Raw genomic sequence first — 21,208 nt, 5'->3', positions numbered from 1 at the left:
TCTACCACCTTTACATATTTAAAAGCCGGCCATACTAATCGATTGGATATCATCTATAGACAACCTAATATCTCTCATACTATTTTGCGGCATAATAGATACGATGCCATTACGATACGATATGATTGATCCAACATAAGAAACTGTAGCTGTTTTTATTCTACACCTTACTTTCGGAATGTAATGAGGGCGGTTTAATAAAAAATGAATTTTTTCATCATTATTCATATCCTTAAATGATTTATTATACGGGACGGTTCTTACCTGCTCTTGCTCTTCTTGTTCTTCTTGTTCTTCTTTTTCCTCTTCTTCTATTTTTCCTTCCACTTGCTGTTCTTCTTGCTTCTCTTCTTGTTGTTCTTGTTCTATTACCTCTTCCACAGCACTACTTACAATATTTTCTTGTCTATTACTTTTTTCTTTTTGATCTTCATTTTCAAAGTTTGTCAGGATAATCCTTTTTATTTTCGGTGCAGCAAGTTCTAAACTTACTTGCGTAATATATAACAACGGTTTTCCAACTGTTGAACTTTTATTTTTATTCTTCACACTCGTCCCTCCCACTTCCATACGTAGCTGAATAAATCGTGTACTATTATAGTTATATTCATCACGTGGCAAGAACTTTCGTTAAAAATCGTTCTTTCTAAGAACAAATAAAAAGGACAATCTCAGCATTTAGAGATTGTCCTTTAAAAATTAATATTATATTTATCCTAGGATATGATACCCTGAATCAACGTGAATGTTTTCTCCTGTTACACCGCGTGCTAAATCACTGAATAGGAATACTGCTGTATCGCCAACTTCTTCTTGCGTTGTTGTACGACGAAGTGGTGCGCGCTCCTCAATTTCTCTTAAGATTGAGTTGAAATCGCCTACACCTTTTGCAGATAACGTACGAATTGGTCCTGCAGAAATAGCGTTGACGCGAATACCATGTTGACCTAAATCGTTCGCTAAATATTTCACGCTCGCTTCTAATGAAGCTTTCGCAACACCCATAACGTTATAATTTTTCACAACGCGCTCGCCGCCAAGATATGTTAACGTTAAAATATTTCCGCCTTCTGTCATTACTTTCTTCGCTTCTCTTGCTACAGCTGTTAAAGAGAATGCACTAATATTTTGTGCAAGTAAAAATCCATCGCGAGAAGTATCTACAAATTCACCTTTTAAGTCATCGCGATTTGCAAAAGCAATACAATGTGCTACACCGTGAATAGTACCTACTTCTTGTTTAATTGTTTCAAAACAAGCTGTAAGTTCCTCATCATTCGTTACATCACAAGGTAATACAAGTGATTCTTGCCCTTCTAATGTGTCCGCTAATTCACGAACGTTTCTTTCTAAACGTTCTCCTGCATATGTGAAGATTAATTTTGCACCTGCATTATGCAAAGAGCGAGCAATTCCCCATGCAATACTTCTTTGGTTCGCAACGCCCATAACAACAAATGTTTTCCCTTGTAATAGTTCCATGATATATCCTCCCAGAAATACTTATACTTGTTATTAGTACCTGATACTATAATTATAGTAACATAAAACCGCTTAAAGGCAAACAAAAAAGTCATTAACAGAAATTTGTTAATGACTTTTGGTTTCTATAAAAAAGCGCTCTAATCCTTCTTCCCAAGACGGCATTTGTAAAAAACCATTTAATCGTAGCATGTTATGTTGAAAGATAGAATATTTGGGCCTTGCAGCCGCAGCTCCGAATTCTTCCGTTGAAACAGGTAATACATTCACTTTCATATTGGCGTACGAAAATATTTTTTGTGCAAATTCAAACCAAGAGCATGAACCTCTGTTTGATACGTGGTATGTACCGTATAAAGAAGTATGAATGAGCTTATTAATAACCATATTTAAATCCGCCACATACGTAGGAGAGCCAACTTGATCCGCTACAACAGATATTTCATCTCTTTCTTTTCCTAATCGTATCATCGTTTTTACGAAATTATTTCCATATTTACCATATAGCCACGATGTGCGAACGATAAAATATTTATTATGTAACTCTTTGACGAACTGCTCCCCCGCATACTTAGAGGCTCCATATATATTTACCGGAGCAGGACTATGAAATTCATCGTACCCCTCTGGTCTGGCGCCTTGAAATACATAATCAGTACTAATATAAACTAGCTTCGCCCCTACTAATTGTGAAGCGACCGCTACATTTCGAGCTCCAATTGCATTTATTCTATATGCAAGATCCTGTTCTTTCTCTGCATGATCTACTTTCGTATAGGCAGCACAATGAATAATTATATGTGGTTTTATTTCTTGTACCACTTGTTGTATTCGGGATATATTTGTGACATCTAGTAACTTTTTATCAAATGCATATATATCATATTCTTCAGAGTTTAACTCTTCAAATAGTTGCTTTCCTAATTGGCCGTTTGCTCCTGTTATGATAACCCTCTCTTTCATTTAACATGCCCCTTACTAATCTTTTAGTGGTTTCCACCATTCCTTATTCTTTTCATACCATTTCACCGTCTCTTGTAATCCTTGTTGAAATGTATATTTCGGTTCCCAATCAAATTCATTCTTCATTTTCTCTGCATCAATCGCATAACGACGATCGTGCCCTAAACGATCTGTAACATATTCAATATCTTTTTTTGTTTTTCCTAAAAGAGTAATAATTTGTTCCACAACTTCTACATTTGTTTTTTCATTATTTCCACCTATATTATATACTTCTCCTACACGTCCCTTATGCAGAACAACGTCAATCGCACTGCAATGATCCGTTACATGTAACCAATCTCTTACATTTAAACCATCACCATATAACGGTAATTTTTTTCCTTCCAGTGCATTCGTAACCATTAATGGAATTAATTTCTCGGGATACTGGTACGGCCCATAATTGTTAGAACAACGCGTTACTATAACTGGTAATTGATATGTTTTATAGTAAGATAGGGCTATCATGTCCGCGCTCGCCTTACTTGAAGAATATGGACTATTTGGAGCTAACGGCGTTGTCTCTGTGAACTTCCCTGTTTTTCCTAAAGAACCATACACTTCATCTGTTGACACTTGCACAAGTTTTATATGCGAATATTTTTTAACTAGTTCTAATAAAGTGACCGTCCCAATTACATTTGTATCATAAAAAGGAATCGGATTTTCAATACTACGGTCCACATGTGATTCAGCTGCAAAATTTACAATCACTTGTACGTCTCGCTCTTTTATAACGTGTTCTAATAGCTCTCCATTTTGAATTTCTCCTTTTACAAAAGAGTAATTCGGGTGATCCTGAAGAGATTTTACATTATTTAAATTCCCGCTATATGTTAATGCATCGTAATTAATAATTTTATATGTTTCATAACTTTGTAGCATGTAATGAACGAAATTACTTCCAATAAATCCAGCCCCACCTGTTACTAATATATTCATAAACAACTCTCCTACTTAAAAACTATCTTCATATTCCTCTAGTAATGGCAATATCCGGTCCTTATCGGACAATATGGGATCTGTTACCGGCCAAGGAATTGCTAAATCTTTATCTTCCCAAAGTAATCCAGAGTCATGCTCTGCACTATAATATTCATCTACTTTATACATAACGATAGTATGCGGGACAAGCGTGCAAAAACCATGGGCAAATCCTTTTGGCACTAGTAATTGCCGATGGTTATCTGCACTTAAAATATACCCTTTCCATTGTTTAAATGTTGGTGATTTTTTTCGCAAATCAACGATAACATCATAAATTGCTCCTTGCATAACTTGAATGAGTTTCGTTTGTGCTTTCGGTTTTTTTTGAAAGTGTAGCCCCCGTATCGTTCCTGCCTTAACCGAATAAGATACGTTATCCTGTACAAATGAATACGTAATCCCTAATGTTTCTAGCACCTGCTTATTATAGCTCTCTGAAAAAAAGCCACGCTCATCTCCAAATAACCTCGGTTCTAACAATTTTGCATCGGTAAAATTTGTTTCTATAACTTTCATATTCTCACCTATTCTCCGTTAAACTGTTTCCCAAAGTTAATATCCTGTGCTAACGTATTCGCCTTTTGAAGAGAAGCATGAGTTCCAGCATCAGTCCACCAACCGCTCATTTCATTATAAGTAAGTACCCCTCGTTTTAAATACCAATTATTTATATCTGTAATTTCAAGTTCTCCCCGTGCAGAAGGTTTTAATTCTTTTATATAAGAAAAGACTTTCGAATCATACAAATAAATTCCCGTAACAGCATAAGAACTTTTCGGCTCTTTCGGCTTTTCTTCAATTTCAACTATTTTTCGGTTTTGAATATGTGCTACGCCAAATCTTTCGGGATCTTCTACAGATTGCAATAGTACTTTCGCACCTTCTTTTTGATTTGCAAACTCTTCAACATACGGAAGAATATCATCTGAGAAAATATTATCCCCCAATATAACTACCATACGATCATTCCCGACGAAATCTTCACAAAGCCCTAACGCCTGTGCGATACCGCCCGCTTTATCTTGCACACGATACGTAAAGGACACGCCAAATTCATGACCACTCCCTAAGAAGCTAACAACATCCCCCATATGCTCTTTACCTGTAATAATCATAATATCTGTAATATCGCATTGTTTTAGTTTATATACCGCATGATAAATCATCGGATACCGCCCAACAGGAAGTAAATGTTTATTCGTTACTTTCGTTATTGGATATAATCTCGACCCAGTACCACCTGCTAAAATAATTCCTTTCACTCTGCATCTCTCCTTTATGATGGAGATAATATATCTTTGTAATGTTCTACAAACACTTTCCGGTACTTCTCATATGTATCCGCATCAAACTCATCCCCGTTGTAATGAATACACCATAAATTTGCTTGATTTGGGATACCGATTAAATAACCAGCCCTTTGAAATTCTAAAGATTGTGACACATCATAAAAGTGAAACCCTTGAAATAAATCTTCTCGCCACGGAATATCATACTGCGTTGCCATAAATAAACCATCAATTGCCTGAACTGACAAAAATGGTTGATTACCATAAAAAACCTGATCCAAATTTAATAATTGATAATTCCGTCTTCTATATTCAATCACTTTCCCTACTAAATTTTTCCCTTCCCACCATATCCCGTTATTCGGTAAAAACTGAGCCCCAGCGACCCCTATTAAACCAAGCTTTTCATTTTCTTCAAAAAGAGATATAAGTGTATAAAACATATCTCGATTAATAAGATATGTATCTTGATGTATATACACTTTGTATTTCGCTGGATATGAAAGGGCTCGGTTATATGCACTTGCCATACTTTGTGCATCTCGTATCGGAAAAATTTGTACAGCGTAACCAGGGGGAACAAAAATGTTTCTTATTTGGCTCTCACATTGTTTAAAAAGCTCCTCATTATTTACACAAACAACGACTAATATTGTATGATCTTTCATTTTTGTCCCCCCTTTATTCTTCCTTATTTACATCTGCCATATAGTGTTCTACAAATATTTTTCGATACTTTTCATAGTTCGTCATATTCACATCAAAATGATAATGGATGCACCAAGCATCGCGCTGTACAGGTACACCGACTGTATATCCTGCTTTTTTAAATTCAAATGATTGAGATACATCATAAAAATCAAATCCGTCAAATAAGTCTTCTCGCCACGGAACATCATATTGTGTCGCCATTAATAAACCGTCAATACATTCTACAGGAATAAATGTTTTTGATTCATGATACGGTTGTTCTAAACTTGCCATATAAAACAAATCATTCATATAACCAATGACCTTTCCTACAATTCCACGCCCTTCGTTCCATACACCAGTTGGAGGAACATATTGCGCTCCAACCATCCCAATCATACCAAGGTGTTCATGTTCCTCAAATAATTGAAGTAATCCATATAAAAAAGCTCTATTTATAATAAAAACATCTTGATGTAAATACACTTTATACTTCGCTGGATGCGAAATAGCTTGATTGTATCCACTCGTCATACTTTTCGCATTTCGAATCGGCATAAATTGAACAATATACCCTGGAGGTACTAACAATTGCAATATATGTCGCACGCAGTTTGCATACAATTTCCGATCATTTATACATGTAACAAATAATATTGTTTTGTCTGCAGCACTCATAATTGTGATTTTTCAGCTTCAATAATATACTGAAATACAACTGTCTCAGCCATGAAGCCACTTCCAAGACGATATTTTTTACAAATTCCATACAACTCCTCAATAAGCGGCTCATACATTTTATGATCAACATATACACGATCTACTTTACTAATAACATATCCTGCTTTTAAAAACATTCTTAGCATTTCATTAAATGTAAAGAAACGAATATGTGTTTTATCTAATAAACCATATTCTGTATACGTCCAATTTCCGGCAAGTAAGGGCGCTAATACTGAAATATGAGCAACGTTTGGTATACTTGCTAAAATCACACCATTTTGCTTTATATATGGCTTAACCTTTTCAATCACAGCCCACGGATCAAATAAATGCTCTAATACATCTCCAAATAGGATGCAATCAAATTGCCCCTCCTCATAAGGAAGATCTATTTTTTCTATATCCCCTAAAATAACATGATCTAGTATTTCTTTCGCTTTTTCTGCAGCCTCTGGAAATGCCTCAATTCCTGATACACGTGTACCGTTTTCTTTAATAGCTGCTCCCAATGCACCGCTCGAACAACCAATATCAAGAACTTCTTTCCATTCCTTTTTTATATGCTTTAATAAATTCGGATTCGCTGCATTATAATAATGCTCGGATTTTTCTTCATATAAAGAACTTTTTTCGCGATTCATTTCACACACTCCTTATGCAAATTGAATTAGAAATATAAATCTCATATGAATTCTATAAAGTGTAGTTTTTGTTCATCCCCCACTGATTATTAGCCCGCAAATAGCAGTATAAAAATTTTTATCTATATTGGTTACGTTACTGATACTCTAATATATAACCAATCTATTAGAGTTAGAATAACGATAAATCATTTCTAAAAAAACGAAACCTATTACGCTTTATATGGTTTATCAAAAACTCCCCGAAAATATTTACGGTTATATTCAATTGCAGCATTATTCGGAACATAAGAAGCTGCTAATTCATTGTAATAATATGCTTTATCCTGCTCTCCTAACCTGCTATAACAAATACACATTTGTAAATAGGGTAGCCATGTGTAGCTAGCTGGACTATGGAAAGGACTTTCCGTTGCCATTGGTACTTCCGTTGCAAGTTTAAACCAAAATATCGCTTCATTATATTTTTCTTGTTCCATATATATATATCCTATTCTTGTACAATTCTCTCCTCTAGGGACGTCATACCGAAACGACTTCACACAAGATTCAATTGCCTTCTCCCACATTCCGAGCTTCGCATAGCAATCTCCTAACTTACCACATGCATAAATTTTTTCTTCATACCATCCTTCGTCCTGATTAAGAAATGTTTCATAAAGAAGAACTGCATCATCATATTTTTGGTTATCCATAGATTCATTTGCGTAATAAAATAAATCCCTCGGACTCAATTCTTCCCCTGCAGCTACAGTGTTTTGAAAAATTCTCAAATTACGATCTGTTACTTTTTTTTCTTTTTTATGCGTAATAGCAACATTACTACTAAAAACCTCACCAGAAATAGCTAAATACTCGTGAACCTTTCCAAACCATTGAAATTGTTTTTCACGTTTTACAAGTCGATTTCTTTTTGTACAATATAAAGGTTTCCCGTTAGAATCCATTGCAAGGTGATAAGGCATCGAAACGGCATCAATTTTAGGATCTAATTCTCTTTTTAAAAGTTTCAACGCTTCTTGAGCATCTTCTAATAATACGTCATCTGCATCTAGCCACAATATATACTCTTGCGTCGCTTTTGAAAAAGAAAAATTTCTTGCTGCTGCAAAATCATCAATCCACTGGAAATCATATATGTTAGAAGTGTATTTCTCTACGATTTCTTTCGTTCGATCGACGGAACCTGTATCAACTACTATAATTTCATCCACAATTTTTTCAACTGTGTCTAAACAACGGGCTATTGTCTCCTCTTCATCTCGAACAATCATACATAAACTAATTGTAATTCCTTGCTTGTTCAACATAATCACCCTCTTCCAAATCAATCATATGTTATACCTATACTAAACTTTCCATTTTTTTAAATTGTTCAAGTAGTTTAAGATTTCTTTTCAATAATTCAAATGTCCGTGTCATTTTCTTTCGGTTTTGCATCTACTATATAATGAACGCTTTATGGAGGTGAATTTATGTCAAATAATAATTATTCAAATGGATTAAATCCCGATGAATCTTTATCAGCTAGTGCATTTGACCCTAATCTTGTAGGACCTACATTACCACCGATACCACCGTTTACCCTTCCGACTGGGCCGACCGGGCCGACTGGACCGACCGGACCTACAGGGCCGACTGTACCTACGGGGCCAACTGGACCTACGGGACCAACTGGTAACACTGGGGCTACTGGACCTACGGGGCCGACTGGTGACACTGGGGCTACTGGACCTACGGGGCCGACTGGTGACACTGGGGCTACTGGACCTACGGGGCCGACTGGTGACACTGGAGCTACTGGACCTACGGGGCCGACTGGTGACACTGGGGCTACTGGACTTACGGGGCCGACTGGTGACACTGGAGCTACTGGACCGACTGGGGCTACTGGACCTACGGGGGCTACTGGACCTACGGGGGCTACTGGACCGACTGGACCAACTGGACCATCCGGACTAGGACTTCCAGCAGGACTATACGCATTTAACTCCGGTGGGATTTCTTTAGATCTAGGAATTAATGATCCAGTACCATTTAATACTGTTGGATCTCAGTTTGGTACAGCAATTTCTCAATTAGATGCTGATACTTTCGTAATTAGTGAAACTGGATTCTATAAAATTACTGTTATCGCTAATACTGCAACAGCAAGTCTATTAGGAGGTCTTACAATCCAAGTGAATGGAGTACCTGTACCAGGTACTGGATCAAGTTTAATCTCACTCGGAGCACCTATCGTTATTCAAGCAATTACGCAAATTACGACAACTCCATCATTAGTTGAAGTAATTGTTACAGGGCTTGGGCTATCATTAGCTCTTGGCACGAGTGCATCTATTATTATTGAAAAAGTTGCTTAATTTTTTACTTAGCAGTAAAACTGATATCAGTTTTACTGCTTTTTCAATTTCAAATTCAATCATGAAACATTCAGTACCTACATAATCATATTGTTGTATGACATTTTGCAGGAGGCACAAATATGGAAAGTAAATCTGCTGTTCAGCTTTATCTCGAATTGCTAAAGAAGACAATTTTATTTGAAATATGGTTAGAATATGAGGCATACTTACCCGCATCTCTACATATTTCGAAAGAACTAGAATTCGAACCAGTTACAGTCCCTCTCCCTTTATTCATTAAGCAATATGCCGAAAACCATAACTTAAAAATTGTAAAACCAAATGTCTCAAAAAGTGAACGTCATGATGGAATGGATTGGCCAAGAGCAGCACATAGCATGATTGGTCGAGAACGTATGAACCAATTACAAGAGGCGATGGAAACCGTTGTTCGTGAAAATATAGAAGGTGATTTTATTGAAACAGGTGTATGGCGCGGAGGATCATGCATTTTTATGAATGGGTTTTTACAAGCAAACAACATTACGGATCGTAATGTGTGGGTCGCAGATTCATTTGAAGGTTTGCCAGCACCGAATCTAGAACAATATCCAAAAGATTACGGTGATTATTTACACACATTCGATTACTTACGCGTCTCTTTAGAACAAGTACAAGAGAATTTCAAAAAATATGATTTACTAAATGATCAAGTGAAATTTTTAAAAGGTTGGTTTAAAGATACTTTACCAACAGCACCAATTGAAAAAATAGCAATTGCACGGCTTGATGGTGATATGTACGAATCCACCATGGATGGTCTCATGAACTTATATGATAAAGTTTCTAAAGGTGGCTATATAATTATCGATGACTACGGGCTACCACCATGCGCTGAGGCTGTGACAGACTTTAGAAAGCAACGAAATTTAAAAGCCCCTATTACTAAAATTGATGTATTTGGCGTTTATTGGAGAAAAGAATAAAAAGATTTAATCTATAGGAGATCCCATTTTCACTCATCCTTCTCTCACTTCTAACCCAACAAAATATTTTTTTCGGAATCTCCTTACATATAACAATTGTTTTCCTGTCTTCTCTCACTACAAATTGAAAATTTCATTAATAGAGTTACTGCATATTCTCACACAAGAAAGGGGTATACTCATGAGCGAATTTAACAAAGAAATGACTTTACTCCCCCCTCCTGAACTCGTCCAATATGTAGGTGGCGACTTCAAAAAGGTTGGAAAAGAGTTCCTAAAGCATTTTATTCAAATTGGCGCTTTAAAATCAAATGAAAAAGTATTGGATGTAGGCTGCGGCGTCGGCCGAATGGCTGTACCATTAATGAATTACTTAAATGATGATGGAGCGTATTATGGATTTGATTTGTTTAAAGATGGAATTACTTGGTGTCAAAATAACATTTCAACTATGCGTAATAATTTTCACTTTGAACATGTTGACATATACAATCAATTCTATAATCCGGAAGGAAAAGAAGATGCCTCTCAATATCGTTTTCCCTATGAAGACGGAACATTCGATTTTATCTTTTTAACTTCTGTATTTACGCATCTTCTCCCAAAAGAATTAGAACATTACGTATCTGAAATTGTACGTGTATTAAAAAAAGACGGGAGATGTTTCATTACATTCTTTCTTATAAACCCTGAATCGTCTTATTATTTAAATGCAGGACAAAGTACATTAGGTTTTTATCATCGAATTGAAAATTGCTACGTTGTAAATAAAGATATTCCGAATTTCGCAGTTGCTTATCCGGAGACAGATATTTGCAATTTATTGAATAAGTACGACCTAGAAATAATCAATAAGCCCCATTACGGCTTATGGTGCGGCAGACATGAATATACAAGTTACCAAGATATTGTTCTTACAAAAAAAAAGCTTCTGAAAGGAAGTTATGTATGATGAATGAAAAAAATCCACCTCTCGTTTCCATCCTTATTCCCACTTATAATCGGCCTCATTATTTCAAAATTGCTCTAGAAAGTGCATTGGCACAAACTTATTCAAATATTGAAATCATCATCGGAGATGATAGTACAAATGATGAAACAGCAACTTTAATACGCGAACAATACTTACCAAATTATAAAAATATAACATATATTCGAAATACCCCTACTCTAGGACAATTTCACAATGACCTTATGCTCATAGAAAAATCAAATGGTGAGTATATAAACTTTTTAATGGACGATGACGTGTTTTATAAGCATAAAATACAAAAAATGATGGCCTATTTTGAGCAAGATTCCAATAAAAATCTTGCTCTTGTTACTTCTTATCGAGTACGTATTGATGATTATGGAAATCTAATAGGTGATTCCCACCCAACACAAAGGTTATATAGTGAAGACACCCCATTAAACGGGATATTTTTAGGTAATTGGATGTTAAAGGGCGGGCACAACATTATCGGTGAGCCTACGACTACTTTGTTTCGAAAAAAATTACTCACTGAACCTTTTGGCACCCTTAAAGAGCGACAATATTCTTGTAGTGTTGATATGGCCTCATGGATTTCTTTACTTTCTAAAGGAAATGCAATATACATTTCTGAGCCTTTAAGTCAATTTCGCTACCATGCTGGACAACAAATACACAATAAGCTCCTTCAAGGTTGTGAAGATTTCACACACCTTGTTATAACAGCAAAAGAATATGGCTTTTTACAAAATACTATGGACTATAGAGCAGCTCTACTTAGTGCTTACCAATGGTGTAAAAGTTCCTTAAAATACTATCTTCATCAACTAGATATTTTTCCTGACGCACATGTACGTCTTTCCCATTGTTTGGATATAATTATTAAAGAGTTAAACAATTAAACTACTTTGCAAAATTAAAAGTGTATGGACTATATGTGAATCATTCGTATAGTTCATACATTCTTTCTCATACTATAAAGTGAAACTTTAATCAGCCCTCACCAATCGGGCTTTTACGGGCAGTTGATCCCCCGCCTAACTTCTTCGCTTTCCCTGAATTTTGAGGTGGGGGTCTTACTGCCCATTAATGCGGGATAAAATCCATTACTATAAAGAGCAGTAGAAAGGAATACCTACATTGAAAGATCCAAATTCTCAATATCAAATAGACTACTTATTACTATTTATTTTATTTGCCATTGGGATTGTTAGTTGTTGTGCTATTGCAAGTGCACAAGCCTCTTTACCTCCATTTTTACAAAACGTCAATTTTGTACTAAAGCAAATCCAATGGTATTTCATTGGATTTATAGCCATTGGTGTTATTATGATTATCGACTTCGATCGTTATCAAAAAATTGCTTGGTATTTATACAGCTTTGCAATGGTACTACTTATTGGACTAGAACTTCAAGTACCAGGTGCCGTTACAATTAAAGGCGCTACCGCTTGGTACAGGCTCCCAGGTATCGGAAATTTTCAGCCTTCTGAAATTATGAAATTGTTTTTAATTATCGTCATTGGACGAATTATAGCAAATCATAATGAGAAATATTTTTCCCAAACGATACATGACGATTTTTTATTACTTGGAAAAATATTTGCGACAAGCTTGCCACCACTACTACTTATTGCAAAAGAACCAGATTTAGGAAATACAATGGTCATTTCAGCGATGCTTGCAGCAATGATACTAGTTTCTGGCATACGATGGCGTTTTATTTTCGGATTAGTTTCAGCTACTTTCGTGGCTGGATCTACATTAATATATATTTTTTTTACTCACACAGATTTTTTTAAAGCACACATTTTAAAAGAATATCAATTAAATCGCTTCTACGGATGGTTAGCACCTTACAAATATGATGCACAAGGCTATCAATTAAGACAAGCATTCTTAGCGACTGGATCCGGAGAAATGCAAGGAAAAGGATGGGAAAATGGACAAGTATATTTTCCAGAACCCCATACAGATTTTATTTTCACTAATGTCGCTGAACAATTTGGATTTCTAGGCGCAAGTGTCATTATTTCACTTTTTTTCTTACTCATTTTCCGAATGATTCATATCGCTTTAGAAAGTAATGACCCTTTCGGTAGTTACATTTGCGCTGGTACAATCGGAATGTTTACTTTCCAAGTATTTCAAAATATCGGGATGACAATTGGATTACTTCCCATTACAGGGATAACATTACCTCTTATGAGCTACGGAGGCAGTTCACTACTTACATACATGATTGCGATTGGATTCATTTTAAATGTTCGCTCAAGAACGAAAATCTTTATATTTAAATGAACAACATAAAACCGCTATATTTTTATCTCTATCCTTTTTTAGATATACTAATGAAAAATACGATGGAGGTTTAAATATGAAATATGACATTATAGGAGATATTCATGGATGCTTCCAAGAGTTTCAAAATTTAACGGAGAAGCTAGGATATAACTGGAGTAGCGGTCTACCAGTTCACCCTGACCAACGTAAACTTGCATTCGTTGGCGATATTACAGACCGTGGTCCTCATTCATTACGTATGATTGAAATTGTATGGGAACTTGTCATACATAAAAAAGAAGCTTATTACGCTCCTGGAAATCACTGTAATAAACTATATCGATTTTTCCTTGGGCGTAATGTAACAGTCGCTCACGGACTTGAAACAACTGTTGCTGAATATGAGGCACTTCCTTCTCATAAGCAAAACATTATAAAAGAAAAGTTTATCACTCTTTATGAACAATCACCGCTCTACCACATACTAGATGAAAAAAGAGTAATCGTATGTCACGCTGGAATTCGGCAAGATTACATAGGAAGACAAGATAAAAAAGTACAAACCTTTGTATTATATGGCGATATTACAGGAGAAAAGCATGCCGATGGCTCACCTGTCCGTCGCGATTGGGCACAAGAATACAAGGGACAAGCTTGGATTGTATATGGACATACACCAGTGGCAGAACCTCGATTCATCAATCAGACAGTCAATATTGATACTGGCGCTGTATTTGGTGGCAAATTAACCGGATTACGTTATCCTGAAATGGAGACTATCTCTGTCCCTTCTTCTTTACCTTTTGTCGCCGAGAAATTCCGTCCAATTTCATAACTACCTTACTTAGCGGAAGATTATCGTATTATTTAAGCAGATTTCATATAAAACTAGGTAAAGTAATTAAAAAAAGATGCAATAAAGTGCATCTTTTTTTAATTACCCTACATATAATGTCGCAGGAGGTGACAGAATGAAGAAAAAATCTTCTAAACAAAAAAGAAAATTTTCCCCTTTATATCTGCCCATGTACGGAATTAACAACTGGTGTAGTATTCGGGCTGCAGCGATAGAAGAACTGGAAGAACAAGAGTCATCAAAAAAAAGCAAAGTAAAACCAACATATGTCTCTTTAGAAAATGCTGTGATGAGCCGCATAATCGATCGCAGAAAAATAAAGATGCAACAAAAAAATAAACAGCTTTCAAATCAAGATGAACAGATACTACATTCTAACCAAACAGAAGAAAAGACGGAAGAAAATATTTCTGTAGCAGTGAATAAAGAAGTGGAACCAGAAATTCCAGCTGCTATTATAAACAAAGTAAAAAAAATAAAAGAAGCATTAGCTTCATCGAATGATATACAAATTGAAAAACCGCTCATAATTGAGACACCTACACCTGAAAGTACAAAAGTTAAAAGAGGCGGCCGATATGCATATGCGGAAGGGCTTCACTCTCATGCAGAGGGCATGGCAGCACATGCGGAAGGCTTATTAACACATGCAAAAGGTTCTTTCTCTCATGCAGAAGGATCAAACTCAAAAGCAACTGGACATAGTTCGCATAGTGAGGGAAGTGAAACGACAGCAGGCGGCTCTTATTCTCATGCAGAGGGTAAACAGACGATCGCTTTAGGCGAAGCAGCACACGCAGAAGGAACCGCAACTATCGCTAACGGATCCTCTTCTCATGCGGAAGGTCATCATACATCAACAGCTCATTTTGCAGGTAGCCATATTATGGGGCGCTTCGGCACTGCAGAAGAAGCTTATTCTTGGTTTATTGCAAATGGTGTAAACGACACCGACCATAATATCGGTGCTAAATGGCTTGCCCATAATGGAGAAATGTACATTGAGGGCGCGTCTTACAATGCAAGCGGAACAGATTTTGCACAAATGTTTGAAACAGAAGATCCTACCCCTATTGATGTCGGTTATTTCGTTACATTTAGTAGCGAAGAAAAAATTCGGTTAGCTACTTCACACGATTCATTCATTTTAGGAATATCTAGTGCCACCCCTGCTCTTATAGGAAATAGCGGGGCTTTAAGTTGGCAAAAACGTTATAAAACAGATAACTTTGGAAAACGTCAATATGTATGGACGGAAACAGAAGAAATACAACCTCTTTTAAATACAGAATGGGATCCAACTTGCAAATATGTAGCAAGAAAAGATCGCGCCGAATGGCTTCCTGTCGGATTAATTGGACAAATGTTAGTACGTGATGACGGCACTTGCGAAGCACATGGATATTGTCGTCCAAATGACAATGGCATTGCTACAAAAGCCGAAAGTGGATTTTTCGTCATAAAGCGTACGGGTGAAAACCAAATTTTAATATTATTCCGCTAAGAAAAAAGGGAACAAAATTCTTTATAATATAAGAATTTTGTTCCCTTTTTAAGTATGCCGCAACACTTCTTGCATATCGCTTGGAAGCTTTATAGTAAAAGACATCTCTTTCTCTAAAATAGGATGATAAAACGTCAAAGATTTACTATGAAGTGCTTGCCGCTTCATTTCATCCCTTCTCCCTCCATATAAGCTATCACCAAGTAATGGATGTCCTATATGAGCCATATGCACACGAATTTGATGCGTTCTTCCTGTTTCAAGCTCAAGCGCTACATGTGTCTTATGATATGTACTATCAATTACTTTAAAATGAGTAACTGCCCTTTGTCCATCCTCACAAACCGTTCGCTCAATAATGCTATCAGATTTTCGACCAATTGGTGCATCAATCATTCCTTCTCGTTCTACAATCTTTCCGTGAACAATTGCTTCATACGTTCGTTTCACAGCTTTTTGTTGATGCTGCTTCGATAAAAGATGATGCACAAAACGATTTTTTGCAATAAGCATAAGCCCCGAAGTATCACGATCTAACCGTGTTACAATGTGCACTGTACTTGCAAGATGCTGCTTATCATAATGAGATAAAAGCGCATTAGCAACACTCCCTGTCGGATGTTCTCTAGACGGAATTGTTGACATGTTCGCCTCTTTATTAATGATAAGAACCGCATCATCTTCATATACAATGTATAAAGGGATATCTTCTGCCATCATCCCTTCACTTCTTTCCTCCACTGGAAAAAAGATACGTAATTCTTCACTAGCGCGCAGCTGATGACGAACACTCGCATGTTGCCCATTTACTTCAATCGCCCCGCCGTGAAACTTTATATCCGTTAAAGCGGCTTTAGAAATACCTTTCGTTTTCAAAAATTCCCTAACTAAAGTTCCCTCTTCAGCCAGCCCTATATCCCATTTCAATGTAAATCTGTTCAAATATATAACCCTTTCTATTTATCTGCAACAAACGAGTCACGAACTCGTTTCCAGAACGGGAACGGGCGGAAACGAACAAATCGTACTTTCTCGTTTGCGACGCGATACTGGATTGATTTCACATCTTGATGAACCATCGTTAAATGATCCACTGTAATTTGTAAGTTCATTCCCGCAGCTGGCTTTAACACACATGTATGATGCTTCGGCAATACAAGTGGCGATCCTACAGTACGAAATACACGATTGTTAATGGACGCCATTTCTGCAATTTGAATCGCTTCAATAGATGGGTGAATAATTGCTCCGCCAAGCGCTTTATTATACGCGGTACTGCCTGAAGGAGTAGAGATACAAAGGCCGTCTCCGCGGAATGTTTCAAAATATTCTCCGCGTATTTCTACTTCTGTTACTAATGTACCTTCTGCACTTTTTACAGTCGCCTCATTCATCGCTAAATACTGTGACTCTTTACTTCCATTCACATAGCGAATAATTACTTCTAAAAGCGGATATTCCACCACTTGGAATGGTGTTTTCGCAATCGCAATTACTAATTTCTCTACTTCTGTCGGTAACCAATCTGCATAGAAACCTAAATGTCCTGTATGTACACCAACAAATGCTGTTTCATCCAATCGATTATAATAACGATGAAACGCATATAAAAGCGTTCCATCTCCCCCAACAGAAATTACAATATCGGGTTCCTGTTCATCCATTATAAATCCAAAATCTAGCAAGTAATCTTTCATCGTGCTTGCCAGTGTATCTGATGATTGATCTCCCTTTGACATAATTGTAAATTTCATCGCCCAACACCCTTTAGTTTATGATTCGGAATCTTTCGTTTCTTGCTTTCTTGAAAAAGCCTTTTGCGCTTCTTGAATTTCAAGACGAATAGAAGACATTTCTTCATCTAATAAAAACGCCGCTTCAGCTGCACGTTGCAAGCGTATTTTAATATCTTCAGGAAAACGTCCACTATATTTATAATTTAAAGAATGCTCAATTGTTGCCCAAAAGTTCATTGCTAGCGTGCGTATTTGGATTTCTACCAATACTTTTTGTTCACCCTGAATCGTTTGAACAGGATAACTAATGACAACATGATAAGAACGATAACCGCTATCTTTCTTTTGCGTGACATAATCACGTTCTTCCACGATTTCAAAGTCATTTCGTTTTCGAAGATATTCTACAACAGGCTTAATCTCATCAACAAATTGACACATCATTCTAAGCCCAGCAATATCCTGCATATCTTCTCTCAATCGGTCTAACGGTACATTTCTCTTCTCCGCTTTATCAATAATACTTGCAACCGACTTTACCCTTCCTGTTACAAACTCAATTGGAGAATGCTCTGTTAACATTGCAAATTGAGTACGCATTCCTTTTAGTTTCACTTTCAGCTCTGCCACCGCTTGGTGGTAAGGTGCTAAAAATTCTTCCCAATTTCGATTCATTTCAACCACCACCAAAATCAATCCATTTGCTTATAGAAATACTTTTTCTACAGCAGTTACTAGTTCTTCTCCGTAATTTGCATTACCTTCAATATTTTTAACTAAATATTCTACTTCTTCTTTTAATCCTTCTAATTCCATTTCAATGTCATTCACGCGAACGAACATAACCACATCGTTATTCATCGCTTCATGCATTGCTTCCCAGCATGTGTGCGGAATACTTACATAAATGAAAGATGATTCGTTTTCTAAGATATATAAAAATGATAAATTGTCTGAGTCTACAAGTACGTGATTACGCGCACTTAACTCCTTTACCTCTATTTCACTATTTTCCGCACAAAAAATAAGAGCATTCTCTCTCTTTTCTACGCTCTTAACTTGGATTTTATTTTGCATGCTCTAACTCCTCCATCTCAACTTCCTGTCTTACTTAACAGTATTATTGTATCATAACATGGACGCAAACAAATAAAACATTGAACCAAATTTATGAAAAAGCGATAATGTGTAAAGAATTATTTTTCAAAAGGAGATTATACAATGACACAAGAAATTGAAATTGAATTCAAAAATATCGTTACAAAAGAAGAATTCGATACATTATGTAAATCGTTTTCTATTGAAGCATTTACAAAACAAGTGAATCACTACTTTGAAACACCTGACTTCTCGTTAAAAGAAGCTGGCTCTGCACTTCGTATTCGTCATAAAGGAGAAACTTATACGTTAACGTTGAAACAACCTGCAGAAGTCGGTTTATTAGAAACGCATCAAGTCGTAACAGAATACGAAGCAAAAATGATGATGGAAACAAACACAATCATTCAAGGAGCAGTAGTAGATCAATTACATAAATTACAAATTCCTGTTTCTGCTTTAACATATATGGGTAGTTTAACAACAGAAAGAGCAGAAACATTATTTAAAGGCGGAACGCTTGTCTTTGATCATAGTTTCTATTACAATCACGATGATTATGAAATTGAATTTGAAGTGCAAGATGAAGAAACAGGAAAAGCTGCATTTATTCATTTATTAACGCAACATAACATACCTGTTCGTCATACAAATAACAAAGTAAAACGCTTTTTTCTTGCCAAACAAAACAAAGCACGCTAAAGTGAAAATTCCACTAGTGAATATGTTTCACTAGTGGATACATCTCACTAAAAAAGTTTACACCCGTAGAATAAGCAAAGAATCTTTGAGAAAGCTGTTTATTTGCCCTCTCGAACATTCCATTGCTACAATAGATATACATTTCATGGAAAAAGGAGTTTATAAAGGATGAGCAAGCAACCGATGACACCATTTGAAGCAATTGGCGGTGAACAATGCATTGCAATATTAGTAGATACATTTTATTCCTACGTCAGTAAACACCCTGACTTATCTCCCATCTTCCCGGAAGATTTAACAGAAACCGCTAGGAAGCAGAAGCAATTTTTAACACAATATTTAGGTGGTCCTAATTTGTACACTGAAGAACATGGTCATCCTATGTTAAGAGCACGCCATCTCCCGTTTGAGATTACTCCAAAACGAGCAGAAGCTTGGCTATCATGTATGGAACAAGCAATGGATGATACTGAAGTGCATGGTCATATAAGAGAGTTTGTTTTTGAACGTTTAGCATTAACCGCTCAACACATGGTTAATACTCCAAACGAAACAGGTGAAGTGTAATGGATAAGCAGGAAGCAAAGCATATAAATATGCCATCTCCTTCCGCATGCGAGCATAAGTCTGTAGAAGCATATTTATTTATTGATCCACTTTGTAAAGATTGCTGGGAAATTGAGCCTTTTATTATTAAACTATGGCTTGAATACGGAAAATACTTCTCTATTCGTCATATCGTAACAGGAAAAGTGGATGGAACGAACGCTTCCTCACACAAATGGAATAAACCTGCTAATATTCGATTTGTGTGGGAAAAGACAACAAGTTTACAAGGTTTTTCATGTGATGGAAAGGTACATATGCAAGAAGCATCGTCAACACCATATTTAGTTTCGATGGCAATTAAGGCAGCGGAGTTGCAAGGCCGAAAAGCAGGTTCGAAGTTTTTGCGAAAACTCCAAGAATACATCTTCCTTGAAAATGTATCAAACCCTGACTGCGAACTATTACTTGCATGTGCGAAAGATAGCAATATTGATGTAGAAGAATTTAAAAAAGACCTACATTCTGCTAGTGCAAAAAAAGCTTTCCAATGTGACTTGAAATTCACGAATGAGATGCATATTACAGAAATACCCTCCCTCGTCTTTTTTCATGCGAACTCAGATGAAGAAGGTATTAAAATTGCTGGAAATTATTCCTACGATGTATACGTACAATTATTGAAAGAACTTGTAAAATGTGAAATTGAGCCAGAACCATTACCACCTTTAGAAGTGTTACTAGAAGCCACACAATTTATATCTTCAAAAGAAGTAGCATTTATTTATAACTGTCCGCAACAAGAAATTGAGCGCGAACTAAAAAAATTACAACTGAAACGAAAAGTGCAAATGATTGAAGTAAAATGCCAACGTTATTGGAAATGGATAGCAAAAGAAAAAGACCTGGTGTAAACACCAGGTCTTTTTCTTTACGGCTTATAAAAATATTAAAGGGGATGGGAGAAATTTTCACGTTCAAACAAAGGGGTATATGTTTGTATGTGAATTCGTTCACGCTTATTATATTACAAGATTCGACGTCAAATGACAACCCCTTTTGTCGATTTTCACACTTTTGTCACATTCTAAACGTTTTCATTTTTGAATAAGCTATAAAAAAGGTCATTTAGGGGGTTTATTTATGAAAAAATCTTATATTGCTCTTCTCTTTCTAGCTGTCATCGTTTCTTTTTTCTTGTACATCCTCTCTCTACTACAAGCTTTTCCTAAAATTATTGCCTTACCTCTTTTATTCGGAATCATCGTTATCACACTCTCTTATTTCAATTATAAAAAACGATTCAAAGGGTTTTAATTTCAAAAGTCAGCCGTAAAGCTATCCTTTCAGTTAGAAAAAACA

At 36.2% G+C, this 21,208-nt stretch carries 25 protein-coding genes; 11 read left to right on the top strand and 14 right to left on the bottom strand.

Annotated elements, in window-relative coordinates:
• Window positions 1-18: 18 nt before the first annotated feature.
• The 10 genes from F3I02_RS14575 to F3I02_RS14530 form a co-directional block, all read right to left on the bottom strand.
• Entirely contained in the window at window positions 19-570 is a 552-nt protein-coding gene (locus F3I02_RS14575; protein ID WP_080029703.1) for a spore coat CotO family protein, read from the bottom strand.
• Between the two features lie 141 nt (window positions 571-711).
• Window positions 712-1,482: an enoyl-ACP reductase FabI gene (gene fabI, locus F3I02_RS14570; RefSeq protein WP_000421886.1), complete on the bottom strand. Its 771-nt coding sequence runs from the start codon at window positions 1,480-1,482 to the stop codon at window positions 712-714.
• A gap of 108 nt (window positions 1,483-1,590) precedes the next feature.
• The gene (rfbD, locus tag F3I02_RS14565) at window positions 1,591-2,445 is read right to left on the bottom strand and encodes a dTDP-4-dehydrorhamnose reductase (RefSeq protein ID WP_000664658.1); all 855 of its coding nucleotides are present in this window, start codon (window positions 2,443-2,445) and stop codon (window positions 1,591-1,593) included.
• Window positions 2,446-2,460: 15 nt separating this feature from the next.
• Window positions 2,461-3,429, bottom strand: coding sequence for a dTDP-glucose 4,6-dehydratase (gene rfbB / locus F3I02_RS14560; protein WP_001024172.1), 969 nt, complete (start codon window positions 3,427-3,429; stop codon window positions 2,461-2,463).
• A 15-nt stretch (window positions 3,430-3,444) separates the two neighbouring features.
• Window positions 3,445-3,990 carry a dTDP-4-dehydrorhamnose 3,5-epimerase gene (gene rfbC, locus F3I02_RS14555; protein WP_000864167.1) on the bottom strand — a complete coding sequence of 182 codons (546 nt, stop codon included), beginning with the start codon at window positions 3,988-3,990 and terminating at the stop codon, window positions 3,445-3,447.
• An 8-nt stretch (window positions 3,991-3,998) separates the two neighbouring features.
• Window positions 3,999-4,736, bottom strand: coding sequence for a sugar phosphate nucleotidyltransferase (locus F3I02_RS14550; RefSeq protein WP_000676158.1), 738 nt, complete (start codon window positions 4,734-4,736; stop codon window positions 3,999-4,001).
• A 14-nt stretch (window positions 4,737-4,750) separates the two neighbouring features.
• Complete coding sequence (locus F3I02_RS14545) at window positions 4,751-5,431, bottom strand: glycosyltransferase family protein (protein ID WP_000651519.1); 681 nt, start codon at window positions 5,429-5,431, stop codon at window positions 4,751-4,753.
• A 13-nt stretch (window positions 5,432-5,444) separates the two neighbouring features.
• Window positions 5,445-6,131, bottom strand: coding sequence for a glycosyltransferase family protein (locus F3I02_RS14540; protein WP_001271182.1), 687 nt, complete (start codon window positions 6,129-6,131; stop codon window positions 5,445-5,447).
• Window positions 6,128-6,817: a class I SAM-dependent methyltransferase gene (locus F3I02_RS14535; protein WP_001078429.1), complete on the bottom strand. Its 690-nt coding sequence runs from the start codon at window positions 6,815-6,817 to the stop codon at window positions 6,128-6,130. The genes F3I02_RS14540 and F3I02_RS14535 overlap by 4 nt, the downstream gene beginning before the upstream one ends.
• Before the next feature lie 212 nt (window positions 6,818-7,029).
• Entirely contained in the window at window positions 7,030-8,127 is a 1,098-nt protein-coding gene (locus F3I02_RS14530) for a glycosyltransferase (protein ID WP_000932906.1), read from the bottom strand.
• 165 nt (window positions 8,128-8,292) lie between these two features.
• Here F3I02_RS14530 and F3I02_RS14525 point away from each other — a divergent pair, with 165 nt between their 5' ends.
• From F3I02_RS14525 to F3I02_RS14495, 7 genes are all read left to right on the top strand, one after another.
• The gene (locus tag F3I02_RS14525) at window positions 8,293-9,180 is read left to right on the top strand and encodes a BclA C-terminal domain-containing protein (RefSeq protein WP_196478097.1); all 888 of its coding nucleotides are present in this window, start codon (window positions 8,293-8,295) and stop codon (window positions 9,178-9,180) included.
• A gap of 122 nt (window positions 9,181-9,302) precedes the next feature.
• Window positions 9,303-10,148 carry a TylF/MycF family methyltransferase gene (locus tag F3I02_RS14520; protein ID WP_000444379.1) on the top strand — a complete coding sequence of 282 codons (846 nt, stop codon included), beginning with the start codon at window positions 9,303-9,305 and terminating at the stop codon, window positions 10,146-10,148.
• A gap of 181 nt (window positions 10,149-10,329) precedes the next feature.
• Window positions 10,330-11,100, top strand: a complete 771-nt coding sequence (locus tag F3I02_RS14515) for a class I SAM-dependent methyltransferase (RefSeq protein WP_196478096.1) — start codon at window positions 10,330-10,332, stop codon at window positions 11,098-11,100.
• Complete coding sequence (locus tag F3I02_RS14510) at window positions 11,097-12,023, top strand: glycosyltransferase family 2 protein (protein WP_002163893.1); 927 nt, start codon at window positions 11,097-11,099, stop codon at window positions 12,021-12,023. The genes F3I02_RS14515 and F3I02_RS14510 overlap by 4 nt, the downstream gene beginning before the upstream one ends.
• A 238-nt stretch (window positions 12,024-12,261) precedes the next feature.
• The gene (locus tag F3I02_RS14505; RefSeq protein ID WP_000654688.1) at window positions 12,262-13,422 is read left to right on the top strand and encodes an FtsW/RodA/SpoVE family cell cycle protein; all 1,161 of its coding nucleotides are present in this window, start codon (window positions 12,262-12,264) and stop codon (window positions 13,420-13,422) included.
• A gap of 76 nt (window positions 13,423-13,498) precedes the next feature.
• Window positions 13,499-14,239 carry a bis(5'-nucleosyl)-tetraphosphatase PrpE gene (gene prpE, locus F3I02_RS14500; protein WP_000872696.1) on the top strand — a complete coding sequence of 247 codons (741 nt, stop codon included), beginning with the start codon at window positions 13,499-13,501 and terminating at the stop codon, window positions 14,237-14,239.
• A 136-nt stretch (window positions 14,240-14,375) separates the two neighbouring features.
• Entirely contained in the window at window positions 14,376-15,764 is a 1,389-nt protein-coding gene (locus tag F3I02_RS14495) for a peptidase G2 autoproteolytic cleavage domain-containing protein (protein WP_074594709.1), read from the top strand.
• Between the two features lie 48 nt (window positions 15,765-15,812).
• Here F3I02_RS14495 and F3I02_RS14490 read toward each other — a convergent pair whose 3' ends face one another.
• The 4 genes from F3I02_RS14490 to F3I02_RS14475 are packed head-to-tail and all read right to left on the bottom strand — an operon-like array spanning window position 15,813 to window position 18,577.
• Window positions 15,813-16,706, bottom strand: coding sequence for an RluA family pseudouridine synthase (locus tag F3I02_RS14490; RefSeq protein ID WP_001079125.1), 894 nt, complete (start codon window positions 16,704-16,706; stop codon window positions 15,813-15,815).
• Between the two features lie 14 nt (window positions 16,707-16,720).
• Window positions 16,721-17,518, bottom strand: a complete 798-nt coding sequence (locus F3I02_RS14485) for an NAD kinase (protein ID WP_196478095.1) — start codon at window positions 17,516-17,518, stop codon at window positions 16,721-16,723.
• An 18-nt stretch (window positions 17,519-17,536) separates the two neighbouring features.
• The gene (yjbM, locus tag F3I02_RS14480; protein ID WP_001081482.1) at window positions 17,537-18,175 is read right to left on the bottom strand and encodes a GTP diphosphokinase; all 639 of its coding nucleotides are present in this window, start codon (window positions 18,173-18,175) and stop codon (window positions 17,537-17,539) included.
• A gap of 30 nt (window positions 18,176-18,205) precedes the next feature.
• Window positions 18,206-18,577, bottom strand: a complete 372-nt coding sequence (locus tag F3I02_RS14475) for a UPF0738 family protein (protein WP_131250275.1) — start codon at window positions 18,575-18,577, stop codon at window positions 18,206-18,208.
• A gap of 144 nt (window positions 18,578-18,721) precedes the next feature.
• Here F3I02_RS14475 and F3I02_RS14470 point away from each other — a divergent pair, with 144 nt between their 5' ends.
• The 4 genes from F3I02_RS14470 (at window position 18,722) to F3I02_RS14455 (ending at window position 21,163) form a co-directional block, all read left to right on the top strand.
• On the top strand, window positions 18,722-19,300 hold the full coding sequence (locus F3I02_RS14470) for a CYTH domain-containing protein (protein ID WP_196478094.1): 579 nt from the start codon (window positions 18,722-18,724) through the stop codon (window positions 19,298-19,300).
• A gap of 168 nt (window positions 19,301-19,468) precedes the next feature.
• A complete protein-coding gene (locus F3I02_RS14465; RefSeq protein WP_000043384.1) occupies window positions 19,469-19,867 on the top strand; it encodes a globin domain-containing protein in 399 nt (132 codons plus the stop codon).
• Window positions 19,867-20,760 carry a ClpXP adapter SpxH family protein gene (locus F3I02_RS14460; RefSeq protein WP_000360646.1) on the top strand — a complete coding sequence of 298 codons (894 nt, stop codon included), beginning with the start codon at window positions 19,867-19,869 and terminating at the stop codon, window positions 20,758-20,760. Before F3I02_RS14465 ends, F3I02_RS14460 begins: the two co-directional genes overlap by 1 nt.
• 229 nt (window positions 20,761-20,989) lie before the next feature.
• Complete coding sequence (locus F3I02_RS14455) at window positions 20,990-21,163, top strand: hypothetical protein (RefSeq protein ID WP_000750355.1); 174 nt, start codon at window positions 20,990-20,992, stop codon at window positions 21,161-21,163.
• Window positions 21,164-21,208 lie beyond the last annotated feature (45 nt).

This window comes from Bacillus sp. SRB3LM (assembly GCF_015712745.1).
Lineage (GTDB): Bacteria > Bacillota > Bacilli > Bacillales > Bacillaceae_G > Bacillus_A > Bacillus_A thuringiensis_K.
The sequence above is the reverse complement of the archived record's forward strand: the minus strand, read 5'-3'. Positions and strand labels throughout refer to the sequence as shown.

Bases quoted from the DNA above. Each gene is read 5' to 3' on its own strand.
- F3I02_RS14575 (WP_080029703.1), bottom strand. From the start codon at position 570: ATGGAAGTGGGAGGGACGAGTGTGAAGAATAAAAATAAAAGTTCAACA.
- fabI (WP_000421886.1), bottom strand. From the start codon at position 1,482: ATGGAACTATTACAAGGGAAAACATTTGTTGTTATGGGCGTTGCGAAC.
- rfbD (WP_000664658.1), bottom strand. From the start codon at position 2,445: ATGAAAGAGAGGGTTATCATAACAGGAGCAAACGGCCAATTAGGAAAG.
- rfbB (WP_001024172.1), bottom strand. From the start codon at position 3,429: ATGAATATATTAGTAACAGGTGGGGCTGGATTTATTGGAAGTAATTTC.
- rfbC (WP_000864167.1), bottom strand. From the start codon at position 3,990: ATGAAAGTTATAGAAACAAATTTTACCGATGCAAAATTGTTAGAACCG.
- F3I02_RS14545 (WP_000651519.1), bottom strand. From the start codon at position 5,431: ATGAAAGATCATACAATATTAGTCGTTGTTTGTGTAAATAATGAGGAG.
- F3I02_RS14540 (WP_001271182.1), bottom strand. From the start codon at position 6,131: ATGAGTGCTGCAGACAAAACAATATTATTTGTTACATGTATAAATGAT.
- F3I02_RS14535 (WP_001078429.1), bottom strand. From the start codon at position 6,817: ATGAATCGCGAAAAAAGTTCTTTATATGAAGAAAAATCCGAGCATTAT.
- F3I02_RS14530 (WP_000932906.1), bottom strand. From the start codon at position 8,127: ATGTTGAACAAGCAAGGAATTACAATTAGTTTATGTATGATTGTTCGA.
- F3I02_RS14525 (WP_196478097.1), top strand. From the start codon at position 8,293: ATGTCAAATAATAATTATTCAAATGGATTAAATCCCGATGAATCTTTA.
- F3I02_RS14520 (WP_000444379.1), top strand. From the start codon at position 9,303: ATGGAAAGTAAATCTGCTGTTCAGCTTTATCTCGAATTGCTAAAGAAG.
- F3I02_RS14515 (WP_196478096.1), top strand. From the start codon at position 10,330: ATGAGCGAATTTAACAAAGAAATGACTTTACTCCCCCCTCCTGAACTC.
- F3I02_RS14510 (WP_002163893.1), top strand. From the start codon at position 11,097: ATGATGAATGAAAAAAATCCACCTCTCGTTTCCATCCTTATTCCCACT.
- prpE (WP_000872696.1), top strand. From the start codon at position 13,499: ATGAAATATGACATTATAGGAGATATTCATGGATGCTTCCAAGAGTTT.
- F3I02_RS14495 (WP_074594709.1), top strand. From the start codon at position 14,376: ATGAAGAAAAAATCTTCTAAACAAAAAAGAAAATTTTCCCCTTTATAT.
- F3I02_RS14485 (WP_196478095.1), bottom strand. From the start codon at position 17,518: ATGAAATTTACAATTATGTCAAAGGGAGATCAATCATCAGATACACTG.
- yjbM (WP_001081482.1), bottom strand. From the start codon at position 18,175: ATGAATCGAAATTGGGAAGAATTTTTAGCACCTTACCACCAAGCGGTG.
- F3I02_RS14475 (WP_131250275.1), bottom strand. From the start codon at position 18,577: ATGCAAAATAAAATCCAAGTTAAGAGCGTAGAAAAGAGAGAGAATGCT.
- F3I02_RS14470 (WP_196478094.1), top strand. From the start codon at position 18,722: ATGACACAAGAAATTGAAATTGAATTCAAAAATATCGTTACAAAAGAA.
- F3I02_RS14465 (WP_000043384.1), top strand. From the start codon at position 19,469: ATGAGCAAGCAACCGATGACACCATTTGAAGCAATTGGCGGTGAACAA.
- F3I02_RS14460 (WP_000360646.1), top strand. From the start codon at position 19,867: ATGGATAAGCAGGAAGCAAAGCATATAAATATGCCATCTCCTTCCGCA.
- F3I02_RS14455 (WP_000750355.1), top strand. From the start codon at position 20,990: ATGAAAAAATCTTATATTGCTCTTCTCTTTCTAGCTGTCATCGTTTCT.